This window comes from Phocaeicola sp. RTP21198st1_B8_RTP21198_201120 (assembly GCF_040929485.1).
Lineage (GTDB): Bacteria > Bacteroidota > Bacteroidia > Bacteroidales > Bacteroidaceae > Phocaeicola > Phocaeicola dorei.
Map to the genome: position 1 here is coordinate 14,189 of NZ_JBCOCI010000028.1, position 14,899 is coordinate 29,087.

Sequence of the window (14,899 nt, forward strand, 5' to 3'; positions counted from 1 at the left end):
TTAAATAATCAAGATCTATGAAACAACATGCGAAGAGGGCTTCGTGGGCCCGAGTATTGCTTGTACCGACCTTGTTGCTAGGTTCGGCATCCATGGCTGCTTTCCCTGTGCATGCAGCACAAGTTGAATTGAATCAGACTGTTACATTGCAGATGCGTAAAGTAAAATTGGCTGATGTGTTCAAGAAACTGAGTAACCTTTCCGGTTATGAGTTTTTCTATGATGAGAGTGTTGTCCAAAAGTATAATACGATTGATATTGATTTGGACAATGTAAGTTTCGACCAGGCTTTAGAGCAAATCAGGAAACAAACTAGTCTGCAATTGAGCAAGGTGAATAATACCATTGTGGTGAGTCTTGCCAAACAAGTACTGGCATCTTCCGGTAAAGTACAGGCTTCCAGGCATAGAGTCACCGGTAGAGTAACCGATGCTAATAATGAACCGCTGATTGGGGTAAGTATAGTTATTCAAGGAAATAGCGGAGGAACTATAACGGATATTGACGGACGTTATACGTTGGAAGAAGTGGATGCCGATGCCACTTTGGTCTTCTCTTACATCGGTTATGTTCCACAGAAAATAGTTGTCGGAAATCAGCAGACATTGAATGTACAAATGAAAGAAGACAATCAGACTTTGGAAGAAGTCGTAGTAATAGGTTATGGTGTGCAAAAGAAAAGGGATATGACCGGTTCCATTGCTTCTATTAAAAGTAAGGATATCACAGCTATTCCTACTACCAATGCCTTGGAGGCATTACAAGGAAAAGTAGCCGGACTTGATCTTACAAACTCTTCGGGGCAAGCAGGAAGCACACCTAATTTTACAATCCGTGGAGAGCGTTCATTGACGGCTAGTAATGCTCCGTTGATTCTTGTGGATGGTATTGATTATGGTACCTCGCTAGATATAAATCCCACTGATATAGAATCTATTGAAGTGTTAAAAGATGCCTCTTCTACAGCTATTTATGGAACACGGGGTGCGAATGGTATTATTATGATTACGACTAAAAAGGGAAAAGAAGGAAAGTCAAAAGTATCCTTTAATGCTTTTGTTTCTTCTACCATGATAACTGATTATCCTGATATCATGGATGCTGAAGAATATGCCCAATACAAAAGAGAGGCCTATCGGGACAGAACAACAGGAAAATACGCAGAGGATGCTGCTGTATTTGCTCCTGAAGAACTGACTTATCTGGAAAAAGGATATGATACGAACTATCGTGACATGTTGATGCACAACGGATTTAACCAAAATTATGAGGTGTCTGTATCCGGGGGCAATACGAAAACCAAACATAATATATCTTTGGGTTACAGAAGCGAAGAGGGACTCTTTAAGGATGATAACTATAAACGGTATAATGCCCGTGTAGCACTGGACCATCAATTGTTTGACAATGTGCAGGTAGGGACAAACATTATCTATGCCTATGTAGATAAGAATAATCGTTATAGTCCGCTGAATATGGCTAATAAAATTGTTCCTATCTCGAAACCTTATGATGAGGAGGGGAATTTAGTGATGTATCCGTCTCCCGGTTATAATACTCAGATGAATCCGTTGATTGACGATCAGGAGGGCATGCGTGTGGATAATACCATCCAGGAGCGTTTCTTCGGCAGCTTGTACCTGAACTGGAATATCACCAAGGATATTTTATTCCGTACAACGCTGGGATTGAACTCAGTGAATGTGCGTAGAGGCTTTTTCTGTGATAAGAACTCGTTGCAGGGAAGTGGCAAGGATTCACAATCCTATAAAGAGCACACCATGACACGTAATCTGACATGGGAGAATGTGCTGACTTATTCAAAGGACTTCTCTGATATCCATAGTTTGCAGGCAATGGTTGGAACCAGTACGATTCTCAACTCTAAAGAATATACCTATGCAGGTGGAAAGGGACAAGTATATGCTGATAACTGGTTCCATAATTTGTATTCCAATGAAAAAGAAATCACTATAAAGAGTTCACTGGTCGATCAAAATCTGGCTTCCTTCTTTGGGCGTGTTAATTATAAATTGATGGATCGCTATATGCTGACTGCTTCTTTGCGTGCCGATGGTTCTTCTGTTTTTGCACCAGGTAAGAAATGGGGCTACTTTCCGTCTGTAGCACTGGCCTGGCGTATCAATGAAGAGAATTTCCTGAAAAATGTGGATGCTATTTCAAATTTAAAACTCCGGTTGAGTTGGGGACAATCTGGCCAATGTGCTATTGATCCTTATCAAACCGTTGGTTTGCTGGGTAACTCCACTTATTCGTTCAATAATGAGGGAGCTTATGGATTCTATCCTAAAACGATGTCAAACAAGGAACTGACTTGGGAAACTACCACGCAGTATAACCTTGGTCTGGATTTCGGATTTTTTAATAATCGTATTTCAGGTAGTATTGATATTTACAAGGCAGAAACCCGGGATATTTTAATGAATCGTGTAATTCCATCTATTAACGGTTATGCTTCGGTTATGGAAAATATCGGTAAGACTGAAAGTACTGGTGTTGATTTGACACTGAGCACGGTTAATATTCAAAACAAGAACTTCTCCTGGTTCTCAGATTTCTCATTGTCACACAATAGGGAAAAAATAAAAGAACTTGCTTCGGGACAATTAAAGGATGAGGCGAATGCTTGGTTTGTAGGAGAACCTTTCAAAGTGTTTTATGATTATAAGAAAGAAGGTATCTGGCAATTGGGTGAAGAGGCTGCCGCTGCTGCCAATGGACAGGAACCGGGTGATATAAAGGTACAGGATGTGGATGGTAATGGTGTCATAACGACAGATGATCGTATCATTTACAGTCAGCGTCCGGATGTAACTTTTGGTTTCAATAATACTTTTAATTATAAGGGGTTTGATTTGTCTGTATTCTTGTATGCTCGTTTGGGTCAGTGGATTGCGTATGATTATAATACTACGTATCGTATCAATGCGTTGGAAAATGGTGGAAATGTAGATTACTGGACTCCCGAGAACCCTACCAATGCTTTTCCGCGTCCTAATAAAAGTAAGAGTTATACACAGGTTACTTACTATTCAACGTTGAAGTATGAAGATGGTTCTTTCTTTAAAATACGCGATATTACGTTGGGATATACTTTCAAACCGGAACTTTTGAAACATCTCAATCTATCCAGACTCCGTGTATATGCTACAGCAAAGAATTTCTTTACTTTCAGCAAGATTGATAATTATGATCCCGAACAGGGAGGAAGTATTTCTTTCCCTATGACAAAACAACTTGTATTTGGTCTGAATATAGAATTTTAACTGGTAAAGAATGAAAATTATGAAACGAATTACATTATTATATGCATTGGCAGCTACTCTTATGGTTTGCTCGGGCTGCTCTGATTTTTTGGAAGAACACAATCGTAGTGCGGTTACTACCGAAGGTGGTTATTATGATACTGAGAAAGGTTTTGAGTCTTTGATTAACTCTTGTTATACTCCCTTGCGTTTTTGGGGTGGAAAGTCTGCTGCTATGGCATTCAGTGAAACGGGAACGGATATATTGGCTCCGGGCGGCGGTTGTGATTATCCCGCCATTGTTTCTTATCAGAATGATTTTGATGGGACCAATCCTATCAGTAAAGAGTATTATGACCGTTTTTACAAAGCGATCAACTTTTGTAATACAGCCATCTATCATGTAAAGAATGTTCCGTTCAGTGATAAGGCACTTACCAGTAAACGAGAAGCAGAGGTGCGTTTCTTACGGGCGTATTATTATTGGATTCTGGTGGAAACATTTGGAGATACTTATTATACGGATCAGCCATCGGAGTCTATTGTTATGGCACCTAGGAAAACCTCGGTTTCAGAGATTTATACTCATATTTTTGAAGATTTGGATTTTTGTATGGATAGCCGGTTGTCTGTTGCGCAATCGGATGGAGGGCGTGTTACGATGTGGGCTGCCAAAGCTTTGAAGGCTCGTTTGCTATTGACTAGAGCAAGTGAATTGAATGATAAAGCATTGTATGAACAAGCCTATACTTTGGCAAAAGAAGTGATTGATAATGGCCCTTTTGAGTTATCAAAGGATTTTGCCTCAGTATTTGATATGGAAAATTCTGATGGAAATGGCAATAAGGAAGTGATTTGGTATATTGATTATTCTTCTACCAATCAGTTGTATAATCAGGAAATGGATAATGATATTATTCGTTCAGGGGGTAACCATACTCATTTGATTTTCTGTATGAAGTATGATGACCAGCCCGGTATGGTCAGAAGCATAGAATATGGTCGTCCTTTTAATCACTATATGCCGACGCGTTATTTGCTGGATTGTTATGACGAGAATATAGACCAACGTTTTGAAGTGACTTTCCGTTCGTTATGGAAGGCTAATGGAGGAAAAACCGGAGATAACTACCCTTATATGGTACAAGGGGATACTGCTATATGGGTAACAAAAGATGTTGTTCCTCAGGTAAAGCGTCAGTGGGCCAAAGGACGTTATCAGATACTTGATCGGACAGATATTTATCATGAAGATGGTTCTGTAAAAAGTCAGAAACAATGTATGCCTATCTCTAAATTTGAAGACCCTACTCGTGCTACGGTGAACGAGGATCGTGGAACACGGGATGCTTTTATAATCCGTGTGGCAGAAATGTATTTAATTGTGGCGGAAGCAGGAGCAAAAGCCGGCAAGGCGGATGCGTTGGCTTATATGAATATTCTTCGTGCCCAAAGAGCTAAGGCTGGCAAAGAGGAGGCTATGAAAGTTGCTCAAAGTGACATTGAGGATATTGATTTCATATTGGATGAACGTGCTCGGGAATTGGTCGGAGAACAATTGCGTTGGTTTGATTTGAAACGAATGGGAAGTGAAATATTTATCCGTCGGATAAAAGCCGGAAATCCTGATGCCGGTAAAAATGTGAAAGCTTATCATATGTTGCGTCCATTTCCACAAACTTTATTGGACGCCATAACGAATAAAGACGAATTTTTACAAAATGAGGGATATAAATAGGCTTGTAGGAAATAGGGTGAAAAGGTAGTTAGGAAAAATGGCAGCTGTTGGTTCTTATACCAAAGTTGCCGTTTTTTTCTATTTTAACCTTGTATTTTATGTCTAATTGATAATTTATTCTAGGAGGAAATCTACATTTGGTTATCTTTGTACTTTGTTTGGTAAATCGATATAAAATGGAAAACACAATAAAGTTAAAATATATATGGGGCATCTTGTTGTTAGCTCTTCATTTTGTTTTTGTCAAAGGACAACCGATTTGTGTTGCACGTCAATATACTGTTAGAGATGGATTGATTCAAAGTAATCCGGCGCAGATTCTTCAAAGTCATAATGGTTTTATATGGGTTAGTACTTGGAATGGGGTAAGCCGGTTTGATGGACGCGATTTCGAGACTTTTCAGTTTGATTCTCTTTTGAACCAGCACATGCAGCGGCTGGAGAATACGGCCGACGGCAATTTATGGATGATTGCATACGATCGTCATAGCCTGTATTTATATGATATTCATGAAAATAAGCTGATTAATGTTCTGAAACAGTATGAACAACATTTTAATACTCCGTTGCAAATAGAAAATTTGTATCCTTTATCCAAAGGGATTACTTGGGTTACTTTAAATAATGGAGGATGTTTCAGAATTTCAGATAAAGAGTGTACTGTTTCTTCAGGGATTCAGTATATTACAGCTATTGATGATGTGGAACTGGGGAAAGTCAGTAGGGTCTTTGAAGATAAACAGGGAGAGGAATGGGTATTTAGTGACAAGGGAGTTAGCATATTTGGCAAGCGGACCATTAGTTCATATCCCTTTTCTATGTTCGAAACAATGGATAATCTTGTTTTTCTTGCATCACAGAATGGCAGGCTAGCCTATTATGATGTAAATACCATGCAATTCAACATCGTTCCTTTTCAAGAGAAGATTCAGCATATAAACGGAATTAAAGTGTTGAAAGATAATCAGCTGGCTGTTTTGTCTGATAAAGGTTTGTACCTATGCCGTTTCCCTGAACTGGCGATGGAGAAATATGATTTCTCTCTTCCGGGGCATGACGATGCGGCTGTGAGAAAAGTCTATCAGGATTCTAAAGGATTTCTATGGATATTTACCGGATTGCCGGGAATTATCCGGCTTGATCCGGAAACCGGAGTGAAACAATATTTGAATACTCCTTCCGGATACATGGCTTCTTCTCCGGAAAATGAACTCTTTATTTATGAAGATCCTAACGGAGTGGTTTGGACTATTCCTTATAAAGGTATATTCAGTTATTATGACGAAAAGAGCCGGGAGTTAAAAGTTTATTTTACACCGGGAAGGAATCATATACCTTATTCTCCTATTATTAAAACAACTTATGTTGACAAACAAAATAATTTGTGGATCAAATCCCAGCGCTCATTTATAAAAATGTTCTTTCCGCCTAGTCCCTATACTTATAGGGAGTTGGACAATTATTTTGATACAAAATCATTTCTGTTTGATAGCGACGAACATTTATGGATTGCAACAAAGAAAGGGATTATACGTATTATGGATTCACAGAAAAACTTGCTGGGTTATTTGTCGCCTGATGGGGAACTGGCTCAAACGGAAACAGTTTTTGCAGAAGGTGGAATCTATGTCATGCTGAAGGATCAGGCGCAGACAATATGGCTTGGCAGTAAGGAAAACGGATTGTTCAGGCTTGTTCCTCGGAATCGTCCTTATCATTATGAGGTATATCATTATATGAATAATCCGTCGGATCCTTATTCCATCAGTGACAATAAAATATCATGCATTGATGAGGATCATAACGGACGTATTTGGATTGGTACTTACGGTGGCGGATTGAATTTGGTTGAGGAAAAGGAAGATGGGGCGATACGTTTTATTCATGCGGAGAATAAATTGTCCGGTTTTCCTATTAATCGTACCAACAGTATTCGTTGTATGGTGGAGGGACCCGGTCATACTATGCTGGTGGGTACTATAGAAGGTTTGATTACTTTTTCTTCTGATTTTTCGGATTACGAAAATATTCGTTTTTATCTTAACCTTCCTCGTCCGCAGGCGGCTGACGGGTTGTGTAGTGCTGATGTGATGTCTGTTTTACGAACGACAGATGAAACTATCTATTGTTATTGTTATGGAGGTGGCCTTTGCAAGTTGGTTTCATCAAATTTATTATCTGATGAACTTCGATTCCGGTCGTTCGGCAAAGAGACATCTCCGTTGGCTAGAGCCTTGATTGAAGATAAAAATCATAATATATGGATCGGCTCGGAAACGGATATCACTCTGTTTGATGTGCACGATCAGACTTTTGAGTCTTTTGGAGAAACTTTTTTCAATCGTTCTTTTAATTATAGTGAATGTCTTCCGGTTGCAGACAGGCAAGGGGATATCTTAATGGGTACAGAAGGCGGTATGCTTGTCTTTTCTCCGGATAGTATCGTTAAGCAGGCTTATGAAGCTCCTATTGTAGTGACAGGTATAAAATATTCGGAGGATAATTTATCTCATGTATTGAGTGATGCGGATTATTTAGAGATTCCTACCCGGCGGAGGAATTTTACCATCTCATTTGCTGCGTTGGATTATACTAATTCCTTGGATATCGAGTATGCTTATAAGTTGGATGATAATCAATGGTATTATATAGGTAAGAAGAACTCGGTTAGTTTTGTAAGTCTTCCGGCAGGAAAATATCAATTTCAGATAAAGGCGACCAATGGGGATGGTATTTGGATGAACTCTGTGAAAACGGTTACTTTACAGGTATTACCCACCTTTTGGGAAACCGGTTGGGCTAAGGCTTTTTATATAGTTGTTGTCTTGGTGATATCTTTAGCTATCGGATATATTTTTTTCTATATTTACTATTTGAAACACAAGGTAAATATGGAACAAAGATTGGCGGAAATAAAAGTACGTTCTTTTATTGATATCTCACATGAACTACGTACTCCTTTAACCCTTATATCCGGTCCGGTATCCGAAGTGTTGTCCCAGGAGCCTTTGACTTCCCGGACCCGGCATCATCTTCAATTGGTGCAGAAAAATATCAATCGTATGTTATTGCTCATTAATCAAGTATTGGATTTCAGAAAGATACAGAATAAAAAAATGGGCTTGACTATTGAATACCGGGATATCATTATCATGCTTCATAATATAATGGATAATTTCCGATTGTTGTCTGAAGAGAAAAATATAAATTTTTCTCTTCAGACAACGTTGCCTTCTGTTTTTTTGTGGATAGATAGTGATAAGTTCGAGAAAATTATCTTTAACTTGCTTTCCAATGCCTTTAAGTATACACCGGATAACAAGTCGATTACCTTGATTGTGATGGAAAGCGGACAGTTTGTTTCGATTGCCGTAAAAGATGAAGGTATTGGCATTCCCAAAGATAAAGTGCCATCCATATTTGAACGTTTCACTACAGTGTCCAAGGAAAATGACATGCAGCCTTCATCGGGTATAGGGCTTTCGCTGGTGAATGAGTTGGTTAAAATGCTGCATGGGGAAATTCAGGTCGAAAGTGAAGTAAAGAAAGGAAGTGTATTCAAACTGGTTTTGCATAAGGGAAAGGAAATATATGCTCAGGATAAAAATGTTGAATATATATTGAACGACACTTCGGAAGAACAGGAAACGGTCTTGGCGGAACCGGAACAAAATGATGAAATATCTTTGCCGGACATGCCTCCGGCAACAAAAGAAACTTTAGTAAAAGTGATGGTAGTGGAGGATAATGCTGAGTTGCGTCAATTTATATGTGAAATATTGTCGGGTACTTACCGTGTTGTTGGAGTTGCCGATGGAGTGATGGCATTGGAAGAGATAGAAGAGGAAGTTCCGGATTTTATTATTACAGATATTATGATGCCGCGTATGGATGGTATTGAATTGATAAGGCACATCAAGGAGAATGTCAATACTTGTGATATCCCTATTATTATCCTTTCTGCAAAATCGTCTGTTGAGGATCGTATTCAAGGTTTACAATTAGGGATTGATGATTATATACCTAAACCTTTCAGCAGCGATTATTTAAAATCGAGAATTGAGAACTTGATCAGGCAAAGAAAAGTGCTTCAGTCGGCTTTTTTGTCAAAATATGGTGCTCAGCCGAAGAAAGAACCTTTAGAAGCCATCGCTTATCCTGTGTCGCAAATTGTTCCTTTGGATGAGCTGTTTATGCAGAAGCTGGTAGGGTTTATGGAAGAGAATTACAGTAATCCGGGACTGCGGGTTAATGATCTGGCAGAGTTCATGAATATGAGCCGTTCTGTATTCAATCGGAAAGTGAATGGTATCATGGGGATTTCTCCGATAGAATATATAAAGAATTATAGGTTGAATAAAGCGAAAAGTTTTATACAAAGTGGTATGTCTTTCTCTGAGGTTGCTTTTGCCGTCGGCTTCTCTGATCCCGGTTACTTTGGCAAGGCGTTTAAAAAAGCATTTAATCAGACTTTGACTGAGTATAAAAATAATAACTAAGTTCCGTTTTGTGCTGTTTATGAAGGTAAATAGCAAGAAAATACCTTATTGATGTAAGATTTTACCTTTGGTTCTCAAGGGTAAAATCTATCTTTGTGCTCATTGACACAGTATGAAAATGTTCCGGAAAACTTTTATGAATATAATTTTTTAAACATGATAGGATGAGTACGAAATTTTATGTAATAGCTGTTTGGACGCTGTTAAGTTTTGTGGTAAAAGTAAATGCACAAGACAAAGTGGAATGTTGGGACCGGTTTGAGTTGAGTTTTAAACAGGTGACCAAAGGGAATCCTTTTGATACACGTCTTTCCGCTACTTTCATTTGTGGAAAGGAAAAGAAAACGGTGGAAGGATTTTATGATGGTGAGAATACTTATAGGATACGGTTTATGCCTGCTGTCGCCGGGGAATGGAGGTATGTTACATCTTCCAGTATAGGAGCTATGAATGGTCGGAAAGGTACATTCACAGTGGTACCCGCCGGAAAAGATAATCATGGCATGGTGTTGGTGGACGGAGAACATAATTTTAAATATGCGGACGGTACCCGTTATTATCCGATGGGTACGACGGCCTATGCATGGACACATATGAAGGAAACGACTCAGGAGGCTACTTTGAAATCGTTTGGTGAAGCCGGTTTTAATAAGGTAAGGATGTGTGTGTTTCCTAAAAACTATTCTTTAGTGAAAGACGAGCCCGCGCTTTATCCTTTTGAAATGGAGAAGACGATAAAAGATAAGGAAGGAAATGAAAGGAAAGAATGGGACTTTGACAGATTTGACCCGGCTTTTTTTCAGCATTTGGAGAAACGGATAGACCAACTGAACCGTTTGGGGATTGAGGCGGATTTGATCCTTTTCCATCCTTATGATAAAGGAAGATGGGGCTTTGATGCTATGTCGAATGAGGTGAATGTACGTTATATTAAATATATTACTGCGCGTTTGGCTTCTTTTAGAAATGTATGGTGGTCTATGGCAAACGAGTGGGATTATGTAAAAGCGAAAACTGTGGACGATTGGAAGCTGTTGACGAAAACAGTGGTTGAGAATGATCCTTATCGCCATTTATGTTCTATTCATGGAGCGACGGCTACTTATTTTGATTATTGGATGCCTGAATTTACCCATGTCAGCATACAAGATGAGGCACCGGTACTGAGTTCTACCGCTTCTGCTACTTTAAGAAAAATTTATCGCAAACCGGTTATATGTGATGAGGTTGGGTATGAAGGGAATCTACCTTATCGTTGGGGAAGGTTAAGTCCGCAGCAGATGACTTACTTTATTTTGAATGGTTTGTTGGGTGGGATTTATGTCACTCACGGTGAATGTTATCAGCAGGGGAACGAACCTATCTTTTGGGCGCAAGGGGGATCTTTAAAAGGTGAAAGCTGGAAACGTGTGAAATTTTTGAGAACGATTCTTGAAGCTGCTCCCTATCCGTTGGAGATGGCAGATATCAGTCGTGACTTGGTTACTTCTACTGCTGGACCAGACTATTATCTGGTCAATATGGGAAAAGATGTGAAAGGTTTCTGGACTTTTAATCTGCCGGTAAAAAATGCAGATTATAACAAATTGCAAAAGAATAAACGGTTTAAAGTAGAGATTATTGATGTGTGGGCCATGACTGTCACGGAATATCCTGTGATATTTGAAACAACAGAGGAATTGGATTATCGTGTTTTTGATATACATCATCGGGGAGTAAGAATTCCGGATACTCCTTATATTGTTCTTAGAATAACAGAGGTGAAATGATGGGATAAGCCTTCTGACGGGAGATGATTGATTTTTTTTATCATAAAAAAGGCTAATAGTTTTCGATTCTTTTTGTTTTAGCTTAAATTTGCGGTATAATTAACTCCCTAGATACACTAAAATGTTAAATACAGTAGAAGAAGGATTGGAAGATATTCGTCAGGGCAAAGTATTGATCGTTGTTGATGACGAAGATCGTGAAAACGAAGGCGATTTTATCGTTTCAGGAGAAAAGATTACTCCTGAAATTGTAAATTTTATGATTACTCATGGCAGAGGGTTGTTATGTGCTCCTCTGCCACGTTCACGTTGTGAAGAACTTGGTCTGGCTCCGATGGCAGAAGAAAACACTTCATTGCTAGGTACACCGTTTACTATGTCGGTAGATTTAAGAGGGTATGGCTGTACTACGGGAGTTTCTGCTTTCGACCGTTCGTCAACAATAAAAGCTTTGGTGGCAGGAAATCTGAATCCTTCCGAGTTTGCTCGTCCGGGGCATGTGTTCCCCCTTTACGGTGCGGAAAATGGAGTATTGGAACGTAATGGACATACCGAAGCTACACTGGATATGACAAGAATGGCAGGTTTGAAACCCGGAGGAGCTCTTGTTGAAATTTTGAATGAAGATGGTACAATGGCGCGTCTTCCCCAACTAGGTGAGATTGCAGCAAAATTCGGTTTGAAAATTGTTTCCATTAAGGATATTCAGGAATATCGTAAAAAACATAACCTCTAAATCTAATAAATATGGCACTCAATCAAAGAAGAGTAAAGATATTGCATCTGATTCGTGAAGACGGACATGCAAAAGTTCAGGACCTTAGTAAAATTTTCAATGTGACGGATGTAACGATCCGTCAGGATTTGGAAGCCTTGGAACAAATGGGGTATATCCAAAGAGAGCATGGAGGTGCGTTTCTGAAAGGAGTAGGGTCGTTTGCCAAGACCGGACAATTGTTCAATCAGACTCATTTGGAGGAAAAGAAAGAAATTGCTCAGAAAGCTATTCAGTTTATTCAGGAGGGGGACAGTATAATTCTTGATTCCGGTTCTACAACTACAGAGATCGCAAAGCTTTTAATGAATTATAAGGACCTGACAGTCATTACTAATGCTTTGAATATAGCTTTGATTTTAGGTGAGAATCATGGTATTAATCTAATTGTTACCGGAGGTGAGTTCAAGGCTCCTACACTTTCTTTGACAGGAAAAATGGCGGCCGATTCATTTAAAGATATACGCGCTAATAAATTGTTTCTAGCTACAGCTGGTATTTCTTCGGATATGAAACTGACTTATCCTAGTCTAAGTGATTTGGTCGTGAAATCTGCTATGATAGAATCTGCCAGTAAAGTGTATCTGGTGGCTGATTGTTCAAAAATAGGTGTCAGTGCTTTTGCTAGTTTAGGCTCGGTTTCATTAGCAAATGCTATTATTACAGATAGTACTATAACCGAGGAGGATTTTGAAAGATTAAAAGAATTAGAGGTCGAAGTAATCTGATTCTTACTGAAATAAAGGTAATATGGGTGATTGAGAATGTTGGAAAATACATTCTTGATCACCTTTTTTATCAACTCTGATTTTTGCTTCCCTATTTGTCCTTATTGTTTGCTTCTTTTTTTATAACTGTTCTGCTGGGTACAAAAGAGACGATCGAAGAGTCTTATTTATATAGAGATATAACCTTGTTGACAGAATAAATTAATTGTCCCGGTTTATAGGTTATATGGAAATATATTGTTAATATAATCAAATTGAATTTCATTTTCTTTCGTTTAATGTTGGATAATTCCGGTTGAATTCCGTTATTTGCGAAAGAATAAGAAAATAAATGATAATAATATGCAAGTTGAAACGTTAGAATTACAATCGGAAAAGAATCGGAAACGATTGGTTGAGATTGTGTATAAAGCAAAAGCAGGGCACATTGGAGGTGATCTATCGTGTCTTAACGTGCTTACAGCACTTTATTTTGATATAATGCGTGTTTGGCCGGATAAACCAAAGGAAACGAAAAGAGATCGTTTTGTAATGAGTAAGGGACACTGTGTGGAGGCTTTATATGTTACTCTTGAGGCAAAAGGCTTTATTTCTCATGAGATAACCGATACTTTAGGTGAGTTCGGGTCTATTTTGTCCGGTCATCCTACTATAGAGGTACCGGGTATTGAAGTAAATACGGGAGCTTTAGGGCATGGCTTGTCTGTAGGCGTTGGAATGGCGATTGCTGCCAAAATGGATAAAGCTGATTATAAAACGTATGTACTGATGGGAGATGGTGAGCAAGGGGAAGGTTCGATATATGAAGCTGCTATGGCAGGAAACCAATATAAATTGGATAATCTGGTAGCCATTATTGACCGTAATCGTTTGCAGATCAGCGGTACAACCGAGGAGGTCATGTCATTGGAGAGTATGCGTGACCGCTGGACTGCTTTCGGCTGGGATGTGTTGGAAATGAATGGGGATGAAATGGAAGATATCATCCGGACTTTCCATTCTATTGATTATACGAATAAAAAGCCTCATTTGCTTATCTCCCATACAACAAAAGGGAAAGGAGTATCTTATATGGAAGGCATTGCAAAATGGCATCATGGCGTGCCTACAGCCGAACAATATGAAGAGGCTGTTCGCGAGATATCCGAAAGAATTGAAAAACTAGAAAAAGAAAACAATGGCAAATAATATAATAGCGTGCAGAAAGAGCTTTACAGATACATTACTGGAGTTGGCTCGTCAGGATAAAGATATTGTGGCGGTTACAACAGACGCCAGGGGTTCTGTTACTTTGGGAGATTTTGCAAAAGAATTACCCGCACAGTTTGTAGAATGTGGAATAGCCGAACAGGATGCGGTAGGAATTTCAGCAGGTTTGTCACATAGCGGAAAAAAAGTGTTTGTATGTGGCCCGGCTTGCTTCTATGTGGCCCGTAGCTTGGAACAGGTGAAAGTTGATTTGGCTTATAGTCAGAATAATGTGAAGATATTGGGAGTGAGTGGTGGTGTCGCATACGGTGCTTTAGGGGCTACTCATCATAGTCTGCATGATATTGCCGTATTAAGAACTTTTCCGGGAATGAATATCGTTCTCCCCTGTGATGCCCGTCAGACACGCAAGCTGGTCAAGCTATTGGTCGATTATCCCGAACCGGTGTATGTACGTGTAGGAAGAGCTGCTGTTCCCGATGTGTATGAGAATGATGATTTTGATTTTGTTCTGGGAAAAGCTAATATGTTGCTGGATGGTACGGACCTGACCATCATTGTCGCCGGAGAAACGGTTTATCATGCTTATCAAGCTGGTTTGATGTTACAGGAGAAAGGCATTAAGGCACGTGTGTTGGATATGTCTTCCATAAAGCCTGTTGATGTGGAAGCTATCAAGAAAGCGGCAGAAGAAACCGGAAGAATTATCACTGTGGAAGAGCATAGTCAGTTTGGTGGTTTGGGAGCTATTGTGGTTGAGACGCTTTCTGAAAATCCGGTTCCGGTACGTATTATCGGTATTCCCGATGAAAATGTAGTTCATGGAAACTCTCATGAAATCTTTGCTCATTATGGGTTGGATAAAGAAGGAATCTGTAAGGCTGCTCTTGAATTCATGAAAAAATAAACATGTCC

Annotated in this window: 8 protein-coding genes; all 8 read left to right on the forward strand. The window is 39.2% G+C overall.

Annotated elements, in window-relative coordinates; genetic code table 11:
- The first annotated feature begins 17 nt into the window (after positions 1 to 17).
- The 8 genes from AB5935_RS12015 to AB5935_RS12050 all read left to right on the forward strand — a co-directional run bounded on the left by AB5935_RS12015 (position 18) and on the right by AB5935_RS12050 (position 14,891).
- A complete protein-coding gene (locus tag AB5935_RS12015; RefSeq protein WP_368327436.1) occupies positions 18 to 3,287 on the forward strand; it encodes a TonB-dependent receptor in 3,270 nt (1,089 codons plus the stop codon).
- Between the two features lie 19 nt (positions 3,288 to 3,306).
- Positions 3,307 to 5,004, forward strand: coding sequence for a RagB/SusD family nutrient uptake outer membrane protein (locus tag AB5935_RS12020; protein ID WP_008674085.1), 1,698 nt, complete (start codon positions 3,307 to 3,309; stop codon positions 5,002 to 5,004).
- Between the two features lie 176 nt (positions 5,005 to 5,180).
- On the forward strand, positions 5,181 to 9,503 hold the full coding sequence (locus tag AB5935_RS12025; RefSeq protein WP_038611534.1) for a hybrid sensor histidine kinase/response regulator transcription factor: 4,323 nt from the start codon (positions 5,181 to 5,183) through the stop codon (positions 9,501 to 9,503).
- 164 nt (positions 9,504 to 9,667) lie between these two features.
- Positions 9,668 to 11,272, forward strand: coding sequence for a DUF5060 domain-containing protein (locus AB5935_RS12030; RefSeq protein ID WP_007843572.1), 1,605 nt, complete (start codon positions 9,668 to 9,670; stop codon positions 11,270 to 11,272).
- Between the two features lie 121 nt (positions 11,273 to 11,393).
- Entirely contained in the window at positions 11,394 to 12,008 is a 615-nt protein-coding gene (ribB, locus tag AB5935_RS12035; RefSeq protein WP_007830960.1) for a 3,4-dihydroxy-2-butanone-4-phosphate synthase, read from the forward strand.
- An 11-nt stretch (positions 12,009 to 12,019) separates the two neighbouring features.
- Positions 12,020 to 12,775, forward strand: a complete 756-nt coding sequence (locus AB5935_RS12040) for a DeoR/GlpR family DNA-binding transcription regulator (RefSeq protein WP_005842359.1) — start codon at positions 12,020 to 12,022, stop codon at positions 12,773 to 12,775.
- A 342-nt stretch (positions 12,776 to 13,117) separates the two neighbouring features.
- Complete coding sequence (locus tag AB5935_RS12045) at positions 13,118 to 13,963, forward strand: transketolase (RefSeq protein ID WP_007830962.1); 846 nt, start codon at positions 13,118 to 13,120, stop codon at positions 13,961 to 13,963.
- Positions 13,953 to 14,891 carry a transketolase family protein gene (locus tag AB5935_RS12050; RefSeq protein ID WP_087388584.1) on the forward strand — a complete coding sequence of 313 codons (939 nt, stop codon included), beginning with the start codon at positions 13,953 to 13,955 and terminating at the stop codon, positions 14,889 to 14,891. Before AB5935_RS12045 ends, AB5935_RS12050 begins: the two co-directional genes overlap by 11 nt.
- The last annotated feature ends 8 nt before the right edge of the window (positions 14,892 to 14,899 follow it).

Excerpts from the sequence above, each read along its gene's own strand:
- AB5935_RS12040 (WP_005842359.1), top strand. The coding sequence starts at position 12,020 with ATGGCACTCAATCAAAGAAGAGTAAAGATATTGCATCTGATTCGTGAA.
- AB5935_RS12025 (WP_038611534.1), top strand. The coding sequence starts at position 5,181 with ATGGAAAACACAATAAAGTTAAAATATATATGGGGCATCTTGTTGTTA.
- AB5935_RS12015 (WP_368327436.1), top strand. The coding sequence starts at position 18 with ATGAAACAACATGCGAAGAGGGCTTCGTGGGCCCGAGTATTGCTTGTA.
- AB5935_RS12050 (WP_087388584.1), top strand. The coding sequence starts at position 13,953 with ATGGCAAATAATATAATAGCGTGCAGAAAGAGCTTTACAGATACATTA.
- ribB (WP_007830960.1), top strand. The coding sequence starts at position 11,394 with ATGTTAAATACAGTAGAAGAAGGATTGGAAGATATTCGTCAGGGCAAA.
- AB5935_RS12020 (WP_008674085.1), top strand. The coding sequence starts at position 3,307 with ATGAAACGAATTACATTATTATATGCATTGGCAGCTACTCTTATGGTT.
- AB5935_RS12030 (WP_007843572.1), top strand. The coding sequence starts at position 9,668 with ATGAGTACGAAATTTTATGTAATAGCTGTTTGGACGCTGTTAAGTTTT.
- AB5935_RS12045 (WP_007830962.1), top strand. The coding sequence starts at position 13,118 with ATGCAAGTTGAAACGTTAGAATTACAATCGGAAAAGAATCGGAAACGA.